At 66.0% G+C, this 20,281-nt stretch carries 22 protein-coding genes and 1 pseudogene; all 23 read right to left on the reverse strand.

From position 1 onward, the window contains the following. Positions 1–454 (reverse strand): annotated as a pseudogene (locus A5733_RS25505) (NADH-quinone oxidoreductase subunit L); the annotation flags it as partial. 7 nt (positions 455–461) lie between these two features. Beyond that, positions 462–761: an NADH-quinone oxidoreductase subunit NuoK gene (gene nuoK / locus A5733_RS25510; RefSeq protein WP_067769387.1), complete on the reverse strand. Its 300-nt coding sequence runs from the start codon at positions 759–761 to the stop codon at positions 462–464. 4 nt (positions 762–765) lie between these two features. After that, positions 766–1,512: an NADH-quinone oxidoreductase subunit J gene (locus A5733_RS25515; protein WP_369830977.1), complete on the reverse strand. Its 747-nt coding sequence runs from the start codon at positions 1,510–1,512 to the stop codon at positions 766–768. A gap of 11 nt (positions 1,513–1,523) precedes the next feature. Further along, positions 1,524–2,057 carry an NADH-quinone oxidoreductase subunit NuoI gene (nuoI, locus tag A5733_RS25520; RefSeq protein WP_067769383.1) on the reverse strand — a complete coding sequence of 178 codons (534 nt, stop codon included), beginning with the start codon at positions 2,055–2,057 and terminating at the stop codon, positions 1,524–1,526. Then, positions 2,050–3,273, reverse strand: a complete 1,224-nt coding sequence (gene nuoH / locus A5733_RS25525; protein WP_067769381.1) for an NADH-quinone oxidoreductase subunit NuoH — start codon at positions 3,271–3,273, stop codon at positions 2,050–2,052. The genes nuoI and nuoH overlap by 8 nt, the downstream gene beginning before the upstream one ends. After that, a complete protein-coding gene (locus tag A5733_RS25530; RefSeq protein WP_076242117.1) occupies positions 3,270–5,687 on the reverse strand; it encodes an NADH-quinone oxidoreductase subunit G in 2,418 nt (805 codons plus the stop codon). The genes nuoH and A5733_RS25530 overlap by 4 nt, the downstream gene beginning before the upstream one ends. A 92-nt stretch (positions 5,688–5,779) precedes the next feature. Continuing rightward, positions 5,780–7,096 carry an NADH-quinone oxidoreductase subunit NuoF gene (nuoF, locus tag A5733_RS25535; RefSeq protein WP_076242118.1) on the reverse strand — a complete coding sequence of 439 codons (1,317 nt, stop codon included), beginning with the start codon at positions 7,094–7,096 and terminating at the stop codon, positions 5,780–5,782. Then, positions 7,093–7,821, reverse strand: a complete 729-nt coding sequence (gene nuoE / locus A5733_RS25540) for an NADH-quinone oxidoreductase subunit NuoE (RefSeq protein ID WP_076242119.1) — start codon at positions 7,819–7,821, stop codon at positions 7,093–7,095. The genes nuoF and nuoE overlap by 4 nt, the downstream gene beginning before the upstream one ends. A gap of 61 nt (positions 7,822–7,882) precedes the next feature. Next, the gene (gene nuoD, locus A5733_RS25545) at positions 7,883–9,187 is read right to left on the reverse strand and encodes an NADH dehydrogenase (quinone) subunit D (protein ID WP_076242120.1); all 1,305 of its coding nucleotides are present in this window, start codon (positions 9,185–9,187) and stop codon (positions 7,883–7,885) included. Further along, the gene (locus A5733_RS25550) at positions 9,187–9,879 is read right to left on the reverse strand and encodes an NADH-quinone oxidoreductase subunit C (RefSeq protein ID WP_076242121.1); all 693 of its coding nucleotides are present in this window, start codon (positions 9,877–9,879) and stop codon (positions 9,187–9,189) included. The genes nuoD and A5733_RS25550 overlap by 1 nt, the downstream gene beginning before the upstream one ends. Next, a complete protein-coding gene (locus A5733_RS25555) occupies positions 9,876–10,430 on the reverse strand; it encodes an NADH-quinone oxidoreductase subunit B family protein (protein ID WP_067769371.1) in 555 nt (184 codons plus the stop codon). Before A5733_RS25555 ends, A5733_RS25550 begins: the two co-directional genes overlap by 4 nt. Continuing rightward, the gene (locus tag A5733_RS25560) at positions 10,421–10,789 is read right to left on the reverse strand and encodes an NADH-quinone oxidoreductase subunit A (RefSeq protein ID WP_076242122.1); all 369 of its coding nucleotides are present in this window, start codon (positions 10,787–10,789) and stop codon (positions 10,421–10,423) included. Before A5733_RS25560 ends, A5733_RS25555 begins: the two co-directional genes overlap by 10 nt. A 172-nt stretch (positions 10,790–10,961) precedes the next feature. Beyond that, positions 10,962–11,360: a response regulator transcription factor gene (locus A5733_RS25565; protein ID WP_067769367.1), complete on the reverse strand. Its 399-nt coding sequence runs from the start codon at positions 11,358–11,360 to the stop codon at positions 10,962–10,964. Between the two features lie 65 nt (positions 11,361–11,425). Next, on the reverse strand, positions 11,426–11,944 hold the full coding sequence (locus tag A5733_RS25570; RefSeq protein WP_076242123.1) for a YceI family protein: 519 nt from the start codon (positions 11,942–11,944) through the stop codon (positions 11,426–11,428). Positions 11,945–11,968: 24 nt separating this feature from the next. Further along, the gene (locus A5733_RS25575) at positions 11,969–12,361 is read right to left on the reverse strand and encodes a nuclear transport factor 2 family protein (protein ID WP_369830976.1); all 393 of its coding nucleotides are present in this window, start codon (positions 12,359–12,361) and stop codon (positions 11,969–11,971) included. 139 nt (positions 12,362–12,500) lie between these two features. Then, positions 12,501–12,848, reverse strand: coding sequence for a DUF6285 domain-containing protein (locus A5733_RS25580; protein ID WP_082957670.1), 348 nt, complete (start codon positions 12,846–12,848; stop codon positions 12,501–12,503). Then, complete coding sequence (locus tag A5733_RS25585) at positions 12,845–13,825, reverse strand: phosphotransferase family protein (protein WP_076242125.1); 981 nt, start codon at positions 13,823–13,825, stop codon at positions 12,845–12,847. The genes A5733_RS25580 and A5733_RS25585 overlap by 4 nt, the downstream gene beginning before the upstream one ends. Continuing rightward, complete coding sequence (locus tag A5733_RS25590; RefSeq protein ID WP_076242126.1) at positions 13,822–15,066, reverse strand: acyl-CoA dehydrogenase family protein; 1,245 nt, start codon at positions 15,064–15,066, stop codon at positions 13,822–13,824. Before A5733_RS25590 ends, A5733_RS25585 begins: the two co-directional genes overlap by 4 nt. A gap of 20 nt (positions 15,067–15,086) precedes the next feature. Further along, complete coding sequence (locus tag A5733_RS25595; RefSeq protein ID WP_067769359.1) at positions 15,087–15,698, reverse strand: TetR/AcrR family transcriptional regulator; 612 nt, start codon at positions 15,696–15,698, stop codon at positions 15,087–15,089. Positions 15,699–15,706: 8 nt separating this feature from the next. Beyond that, positions 15,707–16,609: a hydroxymethylglutaryl-CoA lyase gene (locus A5733_RS25600; protein WP_076242127.1), complete on the reverse strand. Its 903-nt coding sequence runs from the start codon at positions 16,607–16,609 to the stop codon at positions 15,707–15,709. Then, entirely contained in the window at positions 16,606–17,808 is a 1,203-nt protein-coding gene (locus A5733_RS25605; protein ID WP_067769355.1) for a CaiB/BaiF CoA-transferase family protein, read from the reverse strand. Before A5733_RS25605 ends, A5733_RS25600 begins: the two co-directional genes overlap by 4 nt. Continuing rightward, positions 17,805–18,998 (reverse strand): S9 family peptidase, encoded by a 1,194-nt coding sequence (locus A5733_RS25610; protein ID WP_076242128.1) that lies wholly within the window; start codon positions 18,996–18,998, stop codon positions 17,805–17,807. The genes A5733_RS25605 and A5733_RS25610 overlap by 4 nt, the downstream gene beginning before the upstream one ends. After that, the gene (locus A5733_RS25615) at positions 18,998–20,089 is read right to left on the reverse strand and encodes a homogentisate 1,2-dioxygenase (RefSeq protein ID WP_067769402.1); all 1,092 of its coding nucleotides are present in this window, start codon (positions 20,087–20,089) and stop codon (positions 18,998–19,000) included. The genes A5733_RS25610 and A5733_RS25615 overlap by 1 nt, the downstream gene beginning before the upstream one ends. Positions 20,090–20,281 lie beyond the last annotated feature (192 nt).

Raw genomic sequence — 20,281 nt, forward strand, 5'->3', positions numbered from 1 at the left:
CCCCTTCCCACCCGGCGTACAGGCCCAGATAGTTGTCGGCGAGGACCAGCAGCAGCATGGCGGCCAGAAACAGGTTGAGGTAGGCGAAAAACCGCCTGCGGTCCACGTCGTGCGCCATATAGCCGATCGAGTAGATGTGGATCAGCGAGCCGACACCGGTGATCAGCAGCACAAAGCACACCGACAACTGGTCAAGCTGCAGGCCGAAATCCACCTGGAGGCCGGCGACAGGGACCCAGGAGAACAAATTCTCGGAAAGTGCGCGGTGTTCGCCGTCGCGGCCCAACATCTCGACGAACAACACGACGCCCACCGCGAATGCGGCAAGCGCTGTGGCACACCCGAGCAGATGCCCCCACCGGTCAGAACGCCTGCCGGTGAGCAGCAGGACCGCTGCTCCGGCAGCAGGCAGGACGATAACGAGCCACACCGGGAGCCAATCAGTCAGCGTCATAGTGCCCTTAGTGCTTCAGCAGGCTGGCGTCGTCGACCGAGGCCGAGCGGCGGGTACGGAAGATGGTCATGATGATGGCCAGGCCCACCACCACCTCACAGGCGGCGACGACCATCGTGAAAAAAGCCACCACCTGGCCGTCGAGCTGACCGTGCATGCGGGAGAACGCCACGAAGGCCAGGTTGGCGGCATTGAGCATGAGTTCGACGCACATGAACATGACGATGGCGTTGCGCCGCAACAGCACTCCGGCCGCCCCGATCGTGAACAACAGGGCCGACAGGTACAGATAATTGTCAGGATTCACTAAATCACCCCTCCCCGTTCCCCGAGCTGCTGATCGTGCGCTGCGAAAGTATGGCGCTGACCGACAACACCGCATCGGAGCCGTCGGGCAGCCGGGCCGGGACGTCGACAGCGTTATGTCGGGCGTACACACCGGGATTGGGCAACGGCGTCGGGTGCCTACCGTGCTGGAACCGTTCCACGGCCAGTTCCCGCTGGGACTTACGACGCTCGAAACGTTCCCGGTGCGCCAGCACCATCGCGCCCAGCGCCGCGGTGATCAGCAGGGTGCTCGTCAACTCGAATGCCCATAGGTAGCGGGTGAAGATCAACGCGGCCAGACCTTCCACGTTGCCGCCGCTGTTTGCCTCGGCCAGACCGGTGAAACCGGCGACCGACACGTTGCCGATCCCGGCGATCAACAGGATGCCGAAACCGACACCCACCGCCAACGCCGCAAGGCGCTGTCCCCGTATGGTTTCCGTGAACGATTCGGTCAGGTCGACGCCGATGAGCATCAGCACGAACAAGAACAGCATCATCACCGCGCCGGTGTAGACGACCACCTGGACCACTCCGAGGAACAGGGCGTCCTGGGCGATGTAGAGGACCGCCAGGGCGATCATGGTGCAGGCCAGAAACACCGCGGAGTACACCGCTTTCGGGGCGGCCACCACACCGATGGCGCCCAGGACCGCCACGGTGCCCAGGATCCAGAACAGCACCGCTTCCGACGTCGAGGTCCGCGCCGCGTTCTCAGCGGCGAGCAACAGGACGTCCGGAGTCACTGGGCGTCCTGGGGCAGCGGGTTGATCCGGCCGAGGTAGTAATCGTCGTCGGTGCTGCCCGGCGCCATGTCGTGAGGAGGCGGCTGCATGCCCGGTTGCAGCGGCGCCAGCAGTTTGTCCTTGCCCCAGATCAGGTCGGAGCGGTTGTCGTCGGCCATCTCGTACTGATTGGTCATGGTCAGCGCACGCGTCGGGCAGGCTTCGATGCACAATCCGCAGCCGATGCAACGCAGGTAGTTGATCTGGTACACGCGGCCGTATCGTTCGCCCGGCGAGAAGCGTTCGTCGGCGGTGTTGTCGGCGCCTTCGACGTAGATGGCGTCGGCCGGGCAGGCCCAGGCGCACAACTCGCAACCGATGCACTTCTCCAGGCCGTCGGGGTAGCGGTTGAGTTGATGTCGTCCGTGGTAGCGCGGTGCCACCGGGCCGGGCTTCTCCGGATACTCTTCGGTGAGCGGCTTTTTGAACATCGAGCCGAAGGTGACCGCGAATCCGGCCAGGGCGTCGAGGAATTTGGGCCTCTTAGACATCGATGGCCTCCTTTCCAGCATTCGGCAGCGGCGGTATCGGGTAGGCACCGGCGCTCTGCTCGGGTATCGGCGCCACGGATGTGCCGCGCAGCGTTTTCCACAGCGCGGCAGCCAGCAGCGCCACCACCACGACTGCGGTGGTCACCAGACCGGTGGCCCAGTTGTGGTAGCCGTGCTCGCGCAGGCTGTGGGTGACGGCGACGACCATGATCCAGACCAGCGACACCGGGATGAGCACCTTCCAGCCCAAGGCCATGAACTGGTCGTAGCGCAGCCGCGGCAGTGTCGCGCGCAGCCAGAAGTACAGGAACATGAACGTCCACACCTTGGCGACGAACCACAGCAGCGGCCACCAGCCGCTGTTGGCGCCGTCGATCAGGTTGAACGGGAAGGGGGCGTGCCAGCCGCCCAGGAACATGGTGGTGGCCAGCGCGGACACCGTGGTCATGTTGACGTACTCGGCGAGCATGAACATCGCGAATTTCAACGACGAGTACTCGGTGTGGAATCCGCCGACGAGCTCTCCTTCGGCCTCGGGCAGATCGAAAGGCGCCCGGTTGGTTTCGCCCACCATCGAGGTCACATACACGGCGAACGATGGCAGGAGCAGGAAGACATACCAGGTCCGGTCCTGGGCGGCCACGATGCCCGAGGTGGACATGGTGCCCGCATACAGGAACACCGCGGCGAAGGACAACGCCATCGCGATCTCGTACGAAATCACCTGCGCGCTGGACCGAAGCCCACCCAACAGTGGATACGTCGATCCGGACGCCCAGCCGGCCAACACGATGCCGTACACCCCGATCGAGGTGACGGCGAGGATATAGAGGACCGCAACCGGAAGGTCGGTCAATTGCAGTGCGGTGCGGTGCCCGAACACCGATACCTCGCCGCCCATGGGGATCACGGCGAACGCCATGAAGGCCGGGATCACCGCGATCACCGGGGCCAGCAGATAGATGGGTTTGTCGATGCCGGCCGGGGTGAGGCCTTCTTTGAGGGCGAGTTTGACGCCGTCGGCCAACGATTGCAGCAGACCCCAGGGGCCGACGCGGTTGGGCCCGGGCCGCATCTGCATGCGGCCCAAGATTTTCCGTTCGATCAGGATCGCGGCGAGCACGGTCAGCAGCAGGAAGACGAACACACCGAGCGCCTTGGCCAGGATCAGCCACCACGGGTCGTGTCCGAACAACGTGGGGTCGGGATAGGTCATGAGACGGTCCGCGAAATCGACACCGGCGAAATGGACGCCGGCGAAATGGACACCACGGCCCCGGGGCTCACCCCGAGCTGCCGGTGGATCGCCGACCCGGGGGAGTTGGTGGGCAGCCATACCACGCGGTCGGGCATCTCGGTCACCGCCAGCGGCAAGGTGATCGATCCGCGATCGGTGCTGACGAGCACCGAGTCATCCGTTGATGCACCGATTTCGCACGCTGTGTTCGCCGAGATCCGCGCGACCGGGCCCACCGCGGTGCCGGCCAGATACGGTTCACCATCCTGAAGCCGTCCGGCGTCCAGCAGCAGCCGCCAACTGGCGAGAACGGCCTGCCCGGCACCGGGGGTGGCAAGTGGCTCAGCTGGGACCGACGGTGCGGCGGGGCGGGCTGCGGTCCACGCACCGAGCTGCGCCAGCTCATGGTCGGCGGCCTCGGCGCCGGTCAGACCAAGGTCGATGCCGATCTCATCGGCGAGATAGTGCAACACCCGTAGATCGGGGATGGCGTTGGTCTGCAGCGCCGGCATGAACGGCCGAATCCTGCCTTCCCAGTTGAGGTATGCGCCGCCTTTTTCGACCACCGGAGCCACCGGGAACACCACATCGGCCAGGGCGGTGACCTCGCTTTCGCGCAATTCCAGGCTCACCACGAACGGGGTGGCCCGCAGCGCCGCCAGCGCGGCGGCGGGATCTGGCAGGTCGGTGACCTCCACGCCGCCGACGAGGAGCGCCGAGAGCCGCCCGTCGGCCCCGGCCGCCACGATGGCGTTGGTGTCGCGGCCTCCGGTATCGGGTAGCTCATCGGTGTTCCACACCGCCGCAACCTGTGCTCGAGCCTCGGCATCGGCGACGGGGCGCCCGCCGGGCAGCAGGTTGGGCAGCGCACCGGCCTCCAGCGCCCCGCGCTCACCGGCCCGCCGCGGAATCCAGGCCAGCCGGGCACCGGTCGCGTCGGCCAGCCGCGACGCGGCCGACAGCGCTCCCGGAGAGGTGGCCAGCCGCTCACCGATCAGGATGACCACGCCGGGGCGGCACAACCGCTCGTCATCGGCGAGCGCATCTAGTGCGACGGCTTCAGCCCCGGGGACCGTGGGGATCAGCGTGCCGGTCAGCTTGGTCAGCCCCCGGCTGGCGAACGGAGCAACCGCGAGGATCTGCAGGCCGTTCTTGCGGACGGCCTTGCGCAGCCGCAGAAAGACGATCGGCGATTCCTCTTCGGGCTCGAACCCGACGAGCAGCACCGTCGGCGCCTTCTCCAGCTCGGCGTACCGCAGCGTCATCGGCTGTCCGGCGACCCGGGCCGCCAGGAATTCGGCTTCCTCGCCGGAGTGAGGGCGGGCCCGGAAGTCGATGTCGTTGGTGTTCAGGACCATTCGCGCGAACTTCGAATACGCGTAGGCGTCCTGCACGGTGCACCGGCCGCCCACCAGCACACCGGTGTTCGACCCAGCGGCCAGCAGGCCGGCCCCGGCCACGGTCAGCGCCTCCGACCACGAGGCCGGCCGCAACACCCCGTCCTCGCGGACCAACGGTGTGGTGATCCGGTCACCGACGGTTGCGTAGGTGAAGGCCCACCGGCCCTTGTCGCAGTTCCATTCCTCGTTGACCTCGGGATCGTCACCGGCCAAGCGGCGCAGGACTTTTCCGCGCCGGTGGTCGGTGCGCTGCGCGCACCCCGACGCGCAGTGTTCACAGACGCTGGGGCTGGACACCAGGTCGAACGGCCGGGCTCGGAACCGGTAGGCCGTCCCGGTGAGAGCTCCCACTGGGCAGATCTGGACTGTGTTGCCGGAGAAGTAGGACTGGAACGGTTCGCCTGGGGCGATGCCGACCTGTTGCAGCGCACCGCGTTCCAGTAGGTCGATGAACGGATCGCCGGCGATCTGGGCGGAGAACCGGGTGCACCGTGCACACAGCACGCAACGTTCGCGGTCCAACAGCACCTGAGCGGAGATGCTGATCGGTTTGGGGAACGTCCGCTTGACATCCTCGAACCGGGTCTCCGGACGCCCGTTGGACATTGCCTGGTTCTGCAGTGGGCATTCCCCGCCTTTGTCGCAGATCGGGCAGTCCAGCGGGTGGTTGATCAGGAGCAGCTCCATCACCCCGCGCTGTGCCTTGTCGGCCGCCTCGGAGCTGAACTGGGTGTGGACCACCATGTCCGGGCTGACCGTGGTGGTGCACGAGGCCATCGGTTTGCGCTGGCCCTCGACCTCCACCAGGCACTGGCGGCAGGCGCCCACCGGATCGAGCAACGGGTGATCACAGAACCGGGGGATCTGGATTCCCATCAGCTCGGCGGCGCGGATCACCAACGTGCCCTTGGGCACACTGACCTGCTCACCGTCGATCGTCAGCGACACCATCTCCACGGGTGGGGTGTCCTTGGTCGGCTCGGCCAGCGTCATGCACACCTCCCTTTCCTTCCGCGAGCAGACGCATACCCGTACCTTTTTGGCGAAAAAGGTACGGGTTTGCGTCTGCTCGCGGCAAAAAACATTCAGGCCCCCGCCCCTTCGGTGGCCATCACGGTCGAGGCGTGCGGATCGAACGGGCAACCGCCCTCCAGGTGCGCCACATACTCGTCGCGGAACTGCTTGATCGAGGACATGACCGGGCTGGCTGCGCCGTCACCCAAGGCGCAGAACGACTTTCCGAAGATGGTGTCGGAGATGTCGAGCAGCTTGTCGATGTCGGACTGAGTCCCAGTCCCGCTTTCCAGCCGCGCATAGATCTGGGCCAGCCAGTACGTACCCTCGCGGCACGGTGTGCATTTGCCGCATGACTCGTGGGCGTAGAACTGTGTCCAGCGCCGCACCGCCCGCACCACGCAGGTAGTCTCGTCGAAGATTTGCAGGGCCTTGGTGCCGAGCATGGACCCGACGGAAGCCATGCCCTCGTAATCCAATGGCACGTCGATGTGTTCGGCCGTCAACAACGGGGTCGACGAACCGCCCGGGGTCCAGAACTTCAGGGTGTGCCCGTCGCGCACGCCCCCGGCATAGTCGAGCAGCTCGCGCAGCGTGATGCCGAGCGGCGCCTCGTATTGGCCGGGCCGGTTGACGTGACCGGACAACGAATACAACGTGAAGCCCGGTGATTTTTCCGACCCCATCGAGCGGAACCAGTCCACTCCGTTGGCCATGATCGGTGGCACGCTGGCGATCGACTCGACGTTGTTGACCACCGTGGGGCAGGCATACAGACCGGCGACAGCGGGAAACGGTGGACGCAAACGTGGTTGGCCCCGTCGGCCCTCCAGAGAATCGAGGAGTGCGGTCTCCTCACCACAGATGTAGGCGCCGGCACCGGCGTGCACCGTGACGTCCAGGTCGAAGCCCGAGCCGAGGATGTCCGCGCCCAGATATCCGGCCGTGTACGCTTCGGCGACCGCGGCCTGCAATCGACGCAACACCGGTACCACCTCGCCGCGGACGTAGATGAACGCGTGCCGGGCTCGGATTGCGTATGACGCGATGACGACGCCCTCGACCAGGAAGTGCGGCGTGGTCAGCAGGAGCGGAATGTCCTTGCAGGTGCCAGGTTCGGACTCGTCGGCGTTGACCACCAGATAATGCGGCTTGGCGCCGGCGCCTTCCTCGCCTTGCGGAATGAACGACCACTTGGTCCCGGTCGGGAACCCGGCGCCGCCCCGTCCGCGCAGCCCAGAATCCTTCACCAGTGCGATCACATCATCCGGTCCCATTGCCAGGGCCCGCTGTAGACCGCGGTACCCGTCGTGACGGCGGTAAGTGTCCAACGTCCACGGTTCTGGTTCGTCCCAGAATCGGCTCAGTACCGGGGTCAGTGGCGTCATGCGGTCGGTCCTGCCTCCGGAGTGGCCATTCCGCGTTGCCGGGCTTCACGTAATCCCGCCAACGAGGCCACCCCCGGGGCACCGCCGGGAACGTGCGGGTTGTTCAGCCCGGCCAAGGTGCGCGCGGTTTCTCGAAAGGTGCACAGCGGCGCCCCGCGCGTCGGTGCCGGCGGTGTCCCGTCGCGTAATCCGTCGACGAGATCCCGTGCCGACGACGGGGTCTGGTTGTCGTAGAACTCCCAGTTGACCATCACGACCGGGGCATAATCACATGCGGCGTTGCACTCGACGTGCTCGAGAGTGACCCGACCGTCGGGGGTGGTTTCGCCGGCGTGGATGTAGAGATGATCCTGCAGCGCGTCCAGGATCGCGTCCCCACCCATGATTGCGCACAGCGTGTTGGTGCACACCCCGACGAGGTAGTCGCCCGTCGGGGTGCGCCGGTACATCGAGTAAAACGTGGCCACCGCGGTGACCTCGGCATCGGTCAGGTCCAACATCATTGCGCAGAAACGGATTCCGGCCGGCGTGAGGCAACCGTCCTCGGCTTGGACCAGATGCAGCAGTGGTAACAGGGCGGAGCGGGCGTGAGGATAGCGGCCGATGATCTGTCCTGCGTCGACGGACAACCGCTCCGTCACGTCGTCCGGATACGCGGCGAGCCCGTTGATCGGCGGGCCCGCTTCATCGGGGCGTTGCCCCAGTTGAATGAAGACGTCAGTCATCCGTGCTGTCTCCTCTTCGCGCAAGCGCTCACAGGCTGTTTGTTCTTCGCGCAAGCGCTCATTAGCGGTCCACCCCACCCATCACCGGATCAATCGACGCCACCGCCGCGATCGCATCGGCGACCATGCCGCCCTCACACATCGCCGCCACCGCTTGCAGATTCGTGAACGACGGGTCGCGATAGTGCACCCGGTAGGGCCGGGTACCGCCGTCCGAGACCATGTGCACGCCGAGTTCACCGCGCGGGGACTCGACCGCGACGTAGCACTGTCCGGCCGGTACCCGGATCCCCTCGGTGACGAGCTTGAAGTGGTGGATCAGCCCTTCCATCGAGTGGCCCATGATCCTCGCGATGTGTTCGGGGGAGTTGCCCAGTCCATCGGGGCCCACCTTGAGATCGGCAGGCCAGGCCAGCTTCTTGTCGTTGATCATCACCGGACCGTCGCCCATCTTCTCGAGCCGGTCCACACACTGCTCGACGATCTTGAGCGACTCCCGCATCTCCTTGACGCGGATGATGTAGCGGCCGTAGGAGTCACAGCGGTCATCGGTGATCACGTCGAATTCATAGTCCTGGTAACCACAGTACGGTTGCGCGCGCCGTAGATCGTGGGGGAGCCCGGTCGAGCGCAACACCGGGCCGGTGATTCCCAACGCGACACAACCGGTCAGGTCGAGGTACCCCACGCCGACGGTGCGGGCCTTCCAGATGTAGTTCTCGTTGAGCAGATCCTCCAAGTCGCCCAAGCGTTTCGGCAACAGATCGAGCAGCGCCCGCACCTGGCTGAGCGCGTCGTCGGGAAGATCGGCGGCCAGCCCGCCCGGCCGGATGTAGGCGTGGTTCATCCGCAGCCCGGTGATCGACTCGAAGACCCGCAGGATCTCCTCGCGTTCCCGAAAGCCGTAGAACATCGCGCTCATCGCACCGAGTTCCATCCCGCCGGTGGCCAACGCCACCAGATGCGAGGATATGCGGTTGAGCTCCATGAGCATCACCCGGATCACGCTGGCGCGCGGCGGAATATCGTCGGTGACGCCGAGCAACTTCTCGACGCCCAGGCAGTACGCGGTCTCGTTGAAGAACGGTGAGAGGTAGTCCATGCGGGTGACGAACGTGACGCCCTGCGTCCAGTTCCGGTATTCCAGGTTCTTCTCGATACCGGTGTGCAGATAACCGATCCCGCAACGGGCTTCGGTGATGATCTCGCCTTCGATCTCGAGGATCAACCTGAGCACCCCGTGCGTCGACGGGTGTTGCGGTCCCATGTTGACCACGATGCGTTCACCCGCGTGCTCACGAGCCGCGGCCACCACGTCGTCCCAGTCCTGTCCGCCGACCACCACGACGGGGGATTCGGTGCTCATCAGTTGTAGGACCTCCGCTGATCGGGCGGCGGGATCTGCGCGCCGTGATACTCGACCGGAATTCCGCCCAGTGGATAGTCCTTGCGCTGTGGGTGACCCACCCAGTCGTCGGGCATCTCGATGCGGGTCAGTGCGGGATGTCCGTCGAAGACGATGCCGAAGAAGTCGTAGGTCTCACGCTCATGCCAATCGGTGGTCGGGTACACCGCATACAGCGACGGGATATGCGGATCGGCGTCCGGCGCCGCAACTTCCAACCGGATCCTGCGGTTGTGGGTGATCGACATCAGCGGGTACACGGCATGCAGTTCGCGACCGGTGTCGCCGGGGTAATGCACACCGCTCACACCGAGGCACATCTCGAACCGCAGGTGCGGATCGTCGCGCAACACACTGGCGACCGCGGGCAGTTGCACCCGGCTGACCTCCAAGGTGAGTTCGTCGCGATAGACCACGACGCGTTCGATGGAGACCGCATAGCGTTCCTCGCCGAGTACCTCGGCGAGACGGTCGATCACCTCGTCGAAGTAGTGGCCGTAGGGCCGCGGGGAGCTTCCGGGCAACGCCACCGGACGCACCAGCCGGCCGTAGCCCGACGTGTCCCCGGTGCCCGACGCTCCGAACATGCCGCGACGGGTCCCGATCACCTCCCCGCCATCGGTGCCGGTGCCGTTCCCGTCGGGCGTGTTCACCGCAACAACCCCTTGAGTTCGATGGTCGGCGGCACGGCCAGCGCCGCCTGTTCGGCCTCGCGGATGGCCTCGGCGCGGTTCACCCCGAGCGGCATCTGCTGAATCTTGTCGTGCAGCTTGAGGATTGCGTGCAGCAGCATTTCCGGTCGTGGTGGGCAGCCGGGCAGGTAGATGTCTACCGGAACCACATGGTCCACGCCCTGGACCACCGCGTAGTTGTTGAACATTCCCCCGGATGAGGCGCAAACCCCCATGGCCAGCACCCATTTCGGCTCGGCCATCTGGTCGTAGATCTGCCGCAGCACCGGGGCCATCTTCTGGCTCACCCGCCCCGCCACGATCATCAGATCGGCCTGACGCGGGGTGGCCGAGAACCGCTCCATGCCGAAGCGGGCGATGTCGAAGCGCGGCCCGGCCGTCGACATCATCTCGATTGCGCAACACGCGAGCCCGAAGGTGGCCGGCCACAGCGACCCTTTGCGGACGTATCCGGCGACGGCCTCCACCGTCGACAACAGGATCCCTCCGGGTAGCCGTTCTTCTAGTCCCAATTCAGGCCCCCTCGCCGCCACACGTAGGCGTACGCCACGAACACCGTGAGCATGAACAGCAGCATCTCCACCAGCGCGAACAACCCGAGACTGTCGAAGGCCACGGCCCAGGGGTAGAGGAAGACGATTTCGATGTCGAAGACGATGAACAACATCGCGGTCAGGTAATACCTGATCGGCATGCGCTGGCCGGTCACGCCGGCCGCGCCGGGCTGCATCGGTTCGATACCGCACTCGTAGGCCTCGAGCTTGGACCGGTTGTACCGACGTGGGCCGATGACGAGCGCGATTCCGACGGACACCAGGGCGAAGGCGGCCGCAATCGCCCCGAGAACCAGGATGGGCGTGTACAAACTCATGCCGCGTATCGCTCCCTCGCCTGCTTGTCGATGTGAGCTAACCCACAGCCTAGCGAGCTTTGCGGCCTACGCCACTCATTTTGGTTAGTATCGTTTCATATCGAGGCAGCGTGTCGCTGCGGCCCCAGCTGTGCCGTGAACAGTCAACGGCAGCAGGGAAATTCGCTGAAAATCACCGCACCGACGCGCGCAGCAGCGACACCACTGCGTCGCCCAGGCGGATCGGGTCGATCGGGTGCGGCACCGCGGCCTCGGCCTGTGACCAGCTAGCCAGCCAGGCGTCGTCGGGCCGGCCGGTCAGCACCAGGATGGGCGGACACTCGGCGACCTCGTCCTTGAGTTGCTTGGCCACGCCCATGCCCCCGGCCGGGGTAGCCTCGCCGTCGAGAATGGCCAGATCGATGCCCCCGGCGTCCATCTGCGAGACCACTGCGGGTGCGGTCGCGATGTCGAGGTATTCCAGCTCGGGGAGGTCGGGGTGTACACGTTTGCCAAGGGCGAGTCGTACCTGTTCGCGGGTGCGCGGATTGTCGCTGTACACCAGGATGCGCAGCGGCGCGGTGCCGGCCATGGTGCCGATGCTACTGCTGACGACGCATCACACCGCAGAACTTGGGTGAATTCTGTTGCGGCGCATCAGTCCCGTGTGAAGACCAATTCGCCCGACACCGTGGCGGTCGGACCCACCATGCCCAGGAGGTCGCCCGACACACCGAACTCGGCGCGTTCGACCGACACCTGGCCGCGGAGTTGCAGCGCGCCGTCGTCGAGCACCTCCACATCGACCGGCAGCTCGATGGTTTTCGACACCCCTCGCACCGTCAGCACCGTCGCCAGACGCGCGACCGCGCCGCTGGCCGGGCACAATCCTGTCACCTGAACGGTGATGTCGGGATGGGTCTGTACGTCGAAGAAATCGGCGGACCGCAGATGGTCGTCGCGTTTGCCGATCCCGGTTCGCAGCGACGCGGCCGTGATCACCACCCGGCCGGTCACGTCGTCGCCGGCCGAACCCGAACCGGTGAATTCGGTGAAGCGGCCCTTGACCGTGGCCAGTCCCCACAGGGTCTTGTTCCGGAACGTCACCCGGGAGCGGTCGGGCACCAGCGTCCAGCTTCCGGCGCTCGCGGTGACGATGTCGCCGAGCGTGGGCATGAAACCTCCATCTGTCGATTCAGTTCAGGTCAGAAGCGGTGCGATGTCCTTCGGATCGAAGTACTCGTCGATTCGCCGGATCAGTCCGTCGGTACCCACTTTGATCACGATGCATACCCGCAGCGCGATCGAGGCCCCGTCGCGTCCGGCGGCGTGCAACACATGCTGTTGCACGAAGCCGCCGTCGAAGAACTGCCGGTCCAGCACCTCGTACCGGCGCTCGCGGGTCGCGTTGATGAACCAGTCGATCACCTTCAACGCGCGAGCCCGGTCGTTGTCCCTGGTATCGCCGGAGTGCCATACCGATACATCGTCGGCCCACAATCGGGCCACGCCGTCGGTGTCGCCGCGCTCGATCGCCTCGAACAGTCGATGCGCGACGTTGTCGACGAGTTCGACTTCGGTAGGGGACATCATCGGCTCCTCCGTAGGGGTTGACCTCGACCGCCGTTCAGGTTGAGGCGCCCGCACACGCCCGGCACACGCCGAGATCTACACCAGGGCGGTGCCTGCGCGTCGACCACGACCATGGGGTGGAAATCGGCGCGGGCGGGGCTCACTGCGCCTCGTATCCGGGATGCGCGGCGGCGAGTCGTTGACCGACCAGGACGCGCAAGCAGCTCGCCACCTCGCCGGCTTGCTCATCGAGCTCACCGGCACGGATGGCGGAGGCCAACCCGGCCTCGTCGGTGAACCCGAGCGCGGCCAATGCCGACGCGGCGGCCGCGGGCGCGTCGACAGCCAGAAGCTCACGTTCGACCATGCGGAGGGCGTTGGCGGCGACGCGGGCCTGGAATCTGACCGGGGCGGCGACAGTCTCACCGTCCCGCACCTCGGTGTCGAGGAAGTCTGCGACCGCGGCGACGAGTTCGGCCGCGCTCGGCCGTCCGTAGAGGTTGCTCACCACGTGCTCCCGTCCAGCAGATCCAACAGGTCCCACTCGGTTTCGCAGACCCGACGACCGATCGTGGCCAACTCCACCGAGCGGGTCTGCCCGCTGAGATGCCGCTCGGCCTGATAGCGGCAGATGATGCCCCACCGCAGCGTGGCCAGCACCAGCCACCAGCGGATCGCAGACCGGTCCAGGCTGATGCCCCCGGCCTCCTCGTAGGCATCCAGAAAGCTCTCGATGCTGCCCAGCCCGCCGGCGCCGCGGTCGGCCGGCGCCCCGAATCGCCAGGCTCGGATGCAGAACCAGGCCAGATCTTCGTAGACCTCACCGATGTGCACCAGTTCCCAGTCCAGCACGGCGGCCAGGCCGGAATCGTCGACGATCAGGTTGCCCATCCGGAAGTCGCCGTGCACCAACCGTGGCGGTGAGGCCGGCGGTCTATTGGCGGCCAGCCAACGGAACACCCACTCGAAAGTGGCGGTGGTGTCGCCCATCTCGTCGAGCTGGGTTCGCCACTGAGATATCTGGTCCTGCTCGGTGAGCCCGGGAAGGACGGGCGGGTCGGCCCGGTGGATGGCGGCCAACGCCTGTGCGCACTGCGTCAGCAACCGGGCCCGCGCGGCACCGTCGAGCCTGCGCTGAATGCGCCGCACGATCGTCTCCCCGCCGATGAAGTCACAGATGAGGAACGGCTCACCTACTGCCGCAACGGAATCGTCGGCCACCAGTACGTGGGGGACCGGCGCCCCGGCGGCGGCTGCGGCTCGCTGTGCCCCGGCTTCCAACTCCATCCCGGCGTGGACCTCGTCGGGCGCCCCGGTGCGCAGAATCAGCGGCCGCCGGCCTGATTCGGTGACGGCGTCGAACGACCAGGTGGTTCGGCTGGCACCGCCGGTCAGTTCACGCAGGTTTTCCACCGCGACCCCGTCGCCGAGGGTCGGGGTGAGGACATCGGCCAACCGGACGGCCAGCGTGCCGGTATCGGTCACCGCTTGCCCTTGCCGAATCCGAACAGCCGCTGCGCTACCCGCCGCATCTGGATCTCTTCGGCACCTTCGGTGATGCGATAGCGCCGGTGGTGGCGATAGATGTGCTCGAACGGTTCGTGCCGGCTGTAGCCGATACCGCCGTGCACCTGCATCGCCCGGTCCGCGGCCTCACACACCAGCCGGTTGGCCCGGTAGTTGGCCATCGAAACCTTGTCCGACACTTCCATGTGGTGGTTCTGATCCAGCTGCGTTGCGGCGTAACGAACGAGCAGACGCACCATCTGCGCCTCGGTCTGCAACTCGACCAATGGCCACTGCACCGCCTGGTTGACGGCCAGCGGCTTGCCGAACACCATGCGGCGGTTGGCGTAGTCGACGGCCCGGTCGATGCAGAACTGGGCGGCTCCGAGACTGCTGGCGGCCTGGCGGATCCGGTTCTCGTGCAGGAACGTCTGCCCGACCTCGAGACCGTGATCGACCTGGCCGAGTACCGCGTCGGCCGGCACCCGCACATCCTTCAGTTCCACCTCGCCGTGATCGGTGGGCATGTTGAACGTCCACCAGTAGAACGGGACGGTGAAGCCTGGCGCGTCGGTGGGCACCAGAAAGGCGGTGATCCCGCGGGCCTGTCCGGGCTCACCGGACGTCCGGGCGAAGATGAGGTCGTGGGTGGCCCGGTGCACCCCGGTGTTCCACCGCTTGCGCCCGTTGATGATCCATCCGTCTCCGTCGGGCACGGCGGTGGTTTCCAGCCAGGTGGCATCCGAGCCGTGATCGGGTTCGGTCAACCCGAACGCCATCGACCTCTTTCCGGTCAGCATCGCCTCGACCCATTCGCTCTTCTGGGCCTCGGTGCCGAACCGGTCCATCATGATCACCTGCGGGAAGTTCCCCACGATCGAGGACTCGTCCTGCAGGTCGTTGTGCAGCCCGAGACCCTTGTGCGCGAGGTGCTCTCGGATCACCGCCATGTCCAGGTTGCTGCCGTCGCGGCCGCCGAAGCGGGCGGGCAGCCCGTACCGCAACCAACCGGCGGCATCGGCACGACGACGCATCTCGTCGAGGAGATCTTCCCAGGCGCGGGCGGGCACCCCGCCGTTGTCCCAATCGGTCCGGGCATATTCCCGGCGTTGGTCGAAGTACTGGATGTGCTCGCGCTCAAGGGGTTTGATCTCGGCCTCGATGAACTCGTCCATCTCGGCGAGGACATCGGTGAGGTGTTCGGGTAAAGCGAAATCCACGATGACTCCTCTTTCTCGGGTCAGAAGCCGTACAACGTTTTCTTCCAGATGGTGGACAGGGTGGCGATGGCGTCGGCGTCGTCGATCTCGATGCCCAGCCCGGAATTGCCGACGAACACCGAGGTGAAGTTCTCGAACAGCAGGGCGATGGCCGCCGCCACATGTTCGGGATGCAGTCCCTGGGCGTGTCCCTGCTCCTGGGCGCGGCGCACCGACGCGATGACGATGTCGATGCCGAACCGGCGGAATTTGTTCTGCACATCGGCGAAACGCTGCTGGGTGGCGGCCAGCTGGGCCACGGCGATCATGATGCCGATGTTCTGTTTGAAGATGTTCCAGTAGCCGGTGACGACCGTGGTGAAGAACTCGGTGTCCTCGGGTGAATCGGGCAGGTGCAGGTTCAGGCCGGACGGTTCGACGACGTCGTGCAGAAAGGATTCGGCCAGCGCGGCCAGCAGATCCTCCTTGTCGCTGAAATAGCGATAGAACACCGCCGGGCTCTTGCCTGCGGCAGAGGTGATGTCGGCCAGTGTGGTGCCGTGAAAGCCGCGTTCGGCGAACAATTTCCGGGCGGCGAGCTCGATGGCCGACCGGGTCTGGCGGCCCTTGGTGCTCAACTCGGCGGCGGTCATTCCAGGCCTCAGACCAAGATCCGGTCGCCGGCCCGCAGCAACGCGCTGGGCAGCTCGTGGCCGACGGCTTCCTGTGCGACGCGGGCGGCCTCGATGGCGGCCGGTAGGTCGACATCGACGGCGATGTCGCTGTCGCGCAGCATGTAGACCAGGTCCTCCGTGGCGATGTTGCCGCTGGCTCCCGGGGCGAACGGGCAGCCGCCCAACCCGCCCACCGACGCGTCCAGGCGGGTGACGCCGGCCTGCACTGCTGCGTACGCACTGGCCAGACCCGCGCCGCGGGTGTTGTGAAAGTGCGCTCCCAGCGGGATGTCCGCGATCAGCGGCCTCACTTTGTCGATCAGGGTGCTGACCCGGCGCGGCGTGGTGGTGCCGATGGTGTCGGCGATCGCGATCCGGTTGACCTCGAATCCGACTGCCGCGGTGACGATGTCGAGCACTCGCTGCGGATCGGTCGGCCCGTCGAAGGGACAGTCCCACGCGGTGGCGATGATCACCTCGACCGACGTGCGGCTGTCGCGGGCGATGGCCACGATGTCGGCGATCTGTGCGGTTGCCTCGGCGGAGCTGCGTCCGACGTTGGCCTGGGAGTGGGCATCCGAGGCCGACACCACGTATTCGATCGAGCGCAGGCCGGCGGCGATGGCGCGTTTGGCGCCGTTGGGGCTGGCTACGAGTGCGGAGAACTCCACGTCGGGAAACCGGTGCAGTTCTTCGGCGAGTTCGGCCGCGTCGGCCAGCGCCGGCACTTTCGAGGGTGAGACGAACGCCGTCGCCTCGACCTCACGTACCCCGGTGGCGACGATGGCTTCCAGGATCGCGACCTTCGCCGACAACGGAATCGGGTCTTCGATCTGCAGGCCGTCGCGCAGGCATACCTCGCGGATGTCGACCTTGGCGGGCAAGCTCACAGGACCCCCTCGGTGCGAAGCGATTCCAGTTCCTCGGCACTGTGGCCCAGTAGTCCGGCGAACACCTCGTCGTTGTGCTGGCCGGGTCGGGCGGAACCGGCATTGCGGATGGTGCCGGGGGACTCCGACAGCACCGGCACGATGCCGGGGCCTTTGACGTTGCGCTGCACGCGTTCGTCCCAGTGGTCGGCGATCATGCCGCGGGCCTGCAGTTGTGGATCCTCCACGACCTCGGCCACGGTGTTGATCGGACCGCTGATCACCCCGGCCTGCGACAGCGTTTCGATGATCTCGGCCGGCGGGCGCTCGGCTGCCCAATCTCCGATGATCTTGTCCAGCTCGTCTTGATTACGGCCTCGGGCAATGTGATTGACAAACCGGTCGTCGGTGGCGAGCTCGGGTCGCCCCATCGCCGCACACAGCCGCCGGAACACCGTGTCCTGGTTGGCCGCGATCACCACCCAGCTGCCGTTGGCGCTCTGGTAGATGTTCGACGGTGCGATGCCCTCCAGCCGGGTGCCCGACGGGCCGCGCACCACACCACCGACGTCGTAGTCGGGGATCGTGGATTCCTGGATGGCCAGACAACTTTCGGTCAGGGCAGTGTCCACGATCTGGCCCTCGCCGGTGACGGTCCGCCGGTACAGTGCGGCCAGTGCGCCCTGAGCGGCGAACATGCCGGCCAGGCTGTCACCCAACGAAAGGGCGAGCCGTGGTGGGGGACCGCCGGGAAACCCGTTCATGTGGCGCAGTCCGCTGGAGGCCTCGGCCACCGAGGCATACCCGGCCTTGCCGGCGTCGGGCCCAGTTTGGCCGTAGCCGGAGACCCGCACGAGGATGATGCCCTTATTGCGATCGCGCAGAACGTCGTAACCCAGATCCCACTTCTCCAAGGTGCCGGGCCGGAAGTTCTCCACGATGATGTCGGACTGGGCGACCAGCTCGAGAAACAGCTCCCGACCCTTGGTGGTGCGCAGGTCCAGGGTGACGGCCTTCTTGTTGCGGGCGTGCACAGTCCAGAAGAAGTGGTGCCCGTCGAGCTCGGCCTGCCCCCACGTGCGCAGCGGGTCCGGAGTGGTGGGCAGCTCGATCTTGATGACCTCGGCGCCCATGTCGCCGAGCAGCCGGCCGGCGAACGGCCCCGAGATCAGGGTGCCGAGCTCGATCACCCGGATGCCGTCCAGCGCCCCAGTCGTCATGCTGAAAACCCGTGTCGATGCAGCCAATCCGTACAGATGCCGACCGCCTGGCGCAGCGTGCCCCGCTGGTCTGGACCCGAGTAGTAGTGGTTGGCGCCGGGGATCTCGTGAATCTCCTTGTCCTCGTGGCCGATCGCCTCGTACAGCCGGCGGGTGTGGCTGGGCGTACAGGCATCGTCGGCCAGGTTGCCGATCACCAGGGTGGGCACCGCGATGTCCGGGCCGGCCTTCACGGCGTCGCCGTTGGCGTCGTCGTAACTCCACTGCGACAACCAGCTGCGCAGGGTGCAGAACCGGGCCAGGCCGACCGGGCTCATGTTGACCACCTGCGGGTCGCCCAGGTAGCAGGTGCCGGGCTTGCGGTCGTTGGGGTCGACGGTGGGATCCAGCCAGCGCGGATCGGCCATGGTGCCGTGCACCACGAAGGCGAACTCGTCATCAGGCCGTCCCGCTGCCTTCAGCTCGGCCAGCTTTTCCTTGACCCACTTGGTGATTCGCCGGTTGCGGGCGATCTGCGCGGCGTGATATCGCTCCAGGAACTCCGGCGTGTACGGCGGCTGGTTGGGGTTGTCCGGGTTGTAGAGGTCCAATTCCGGGTCCCGCTTGGTGGGGTCGTTCTCGTCGAGGATGGAAGCGTCCATCCACTCCGTCATGGTGCCGTGCCGGCTGATGTGTGCGGCCAGCAGCATGATGCCGTCGGCCGGAATCAAGCCGAGTTTGGTCAGATCGGGACCGTCCCCGGACGGGCTGGCCGTGACGGTCGGATTCTGCGCCTGCTGTTGGTAGAACACCGACAGTGAGCCGCCTCCGCTCCAGCCGGCCAGCACCACCTTGTCGTAGCCCAGTCGGTTTTTCGCGTCCTTGATGCACTCGCCGAGATCCTCGACCACTTTTTCCATCAGCAGCGCCGAGTCGGTGCCGCGGAACCGGCTGTTGCAGTAGATGACGTGGTGGCCGGCCCGGGCCAGCGCGTTGATCATCGGCAGGTAGGCGCCGCCGCCGATCGGATGCATGAAGACCAGCACGGTGTCTGACGGCTTGGATTTGGGGCGCAGCAGGTAGCTTTCCAACACCACCAGCTCGGCCACCCCGCCGTACACGTCGCGCACCGACGAGTTGTTCTGGTAGGCAACCAGATACGGGATGCGGTCGTACTCGTGTTTCACAGGTGCTTCGGTAACAGTGCTCACTAGTGCTGCCCCAGATCGTTGGCGAGGATTTCGGCGGACGGGATGAGACGACGACGGGTGTCGATGGCGATCACCGACCAGTCCACCCGGTCGTAGTCGTCGAACTTGCGGCGGGCGCGTTCCCGGGCCTTCTCGGGTGCGCCGTGGTGAACACCTTGCGGTGCATGGGAAACCAGCCCGGGTGGCATGGGGATGCCGTAGAGGGTTCCGCCGTGGAAGAACGCGATCTCGTCGTAGTCGACGTTGCGGTGATACCACGGGGTGCGCTCGGTGCCTGGCACGCTCTCGGCGGGCTTGGGCAGGAAGTTCATCACGTACACGCCGGTGGCCTGCATGAAGAGGTGCACCGTCGGTGGCAGATGCACGCTCTCGGAGGTGATGACCGTGTAGTCCTCGATGTTGAAGGTGAACGGGAAGTTGTCGCCCCGCCAGCCTTCCACGTCAAGGGGATTGTGTTGGTAGAACAGCGAAGTCGGACCCTCGTCATGAATGAGCCGGACCTCGTACTCGTCCCGCCCGTCATCGTCGATGGGAGCCGGTTCCGGAATGGTCACCTGCGCCGGGTCGAACGGGAAATGGCGGCCCAGGGTGCCGGCCGGAGGGACCCGGAAGTCGTCGGTGGCCTGGATCATCAGCCAGGTCGATTCCTCGTCGGGCACCTGACGGAACGTGCAGGCCTTGGGGATGTACACCCAGTCGCCCTCGCGATAGCGCAACGGGCCGAACTCGGTCTCCAGCAGGCCCGCGCCCTTGTGCACGAAGATCAACAGGTCGCCGTCGACGTAGCGGACGAAGAACGGCATCTCCTCGGTGCGCCGGCTCAGCAGCACCTGGCAGTCGGCATTGGAGAACATCAACAACGGGCCGCCGTGCGCATCGGTGGCATCGCTGGGCTTGAGCTCGCTGGAAAGTACGTCGGTGGGGCGCAGGGGGCCGACGGTGCGGTAGGCGGTGGGGTCGTTGCGCCGGTACATGTTGGCGGTGCGCCCGACGAAGCCGCCGCGGCCGAGTTCATCGTCTTTGAGTCCGTCGAGATCGGCGTGCACCCGCTTGGGGGTTTTGCCTTTACGCAGGTGAACGAAGGATTCCATGCTCAACTCCCCGGAAGGTCTCCAACAAAACTGAAAGTGACTTTACTTTTTGTTCAGGCCGGTTGGCAAGGGTCTGCAGCCACCGATCTCGCTGTTTCGGGTTCGGCTCGCCGGGGTAGCCACCGGGCACGAATTCCCCGCGCCGGCACGGCGAATCCCCGCGGCGCACAGGTCATCTGGCCGCCGTTGGAC

It is taken from the genome of Mycobacterium sp. NS-7484, assembly GCF_001953975.1.
GTDB lineage: Bacteria > Actinomycetota > Actinomycetes > Mycobacteriales > Mycobacteriaceae > Mycobacterium.

Coding starts and splice junctions, on each gene's coding strand:
- nuoI (WP_067769383.1), bottom strand. CDS start 2,057: ATGTCTAAGAGGCCCAAATTCCTCGACGCCCTGGCCGGATTCGCGGTC.
- nuoH (WP_067769381.1), bottom strand. CDS start 3,273: ATGACCTATCCCGACCCCACGTTGTTCGGACACGACCCGTGGTGGCTG.
- A5733_RS25530 (WP_076242117.1), bottom strand. CDS start 5,687: ATGACGCTGGCCGAGCCGACCAAGGACACCCCACCCGTGGAGATGGTG.
- nuoF (WP_076242118.1), bottom strand. CDS start 7,096: ATGACGCCACTGACCCCGGTACTGAGCCGATTCTGGGACGAACCAGAA.
- nuoE (WP_076242119.1), bottom strand. CDS start 7,821: ATGACTGACGTCTTCATTCAACTGGGGCAACGCCCCGATGAAGCGGGC.
- nuoD (WP_076242120.1), bottom strand. CDS start 9,187: ATGAGCACCGAATCCCCCGTCGTGGTGGTCGGCGGACAGGACTGGGAC.
- A5733_RS25560 (WP_076242122.1), bottom strand. CDS start 10,789: ATGAGTTTGTACACGCCCATCCTGGTTCTCGGGGCGATTGCGGCCGCC.
- A5733_RS25565 (WP_067769367.1), bottom strand. CDS start 11,360: ATGGCCGGCACCGCGCCGCTGCGCATCCTGGTGTACAGCGACAATCCG.
- A5733_RS25570 (WP_076242123.1), bottom strand. CDS start 11,944: ATGCCCACGCTCGGCGACATCGTCACCGCGAGCGCCGGAAGCTGGACG.
- A5733_RS25575 (WP_369830976.1), bottom strand. CDS start 12,361: ATGATGTCCCCTACCGAAGTCGAACTCGTCGACAACGTCGCGCATCGA.
- A5733_RS25595 (WP_067769359.1), bottom strand. CDS start 15,698: ATGACCGCCGCCGAGTTGAGCACCAAGGGCCGCCAGACCCGGTCGGCC.
- A5733_RS25605 (WP_067769355.1), bottom strand. CDS start 17,808: ATGACGACTGGGGCGCTGGACGGCATCCGGGTGATCGAGCTCGGCACC.
- A5733_RS25615 (WP_067769402.1), bottom strand. CDS start 20,089: ATGGAATCCTTCGTTCACCTGCGTAAAGGCAAAACCCCCAAGCGGGTG.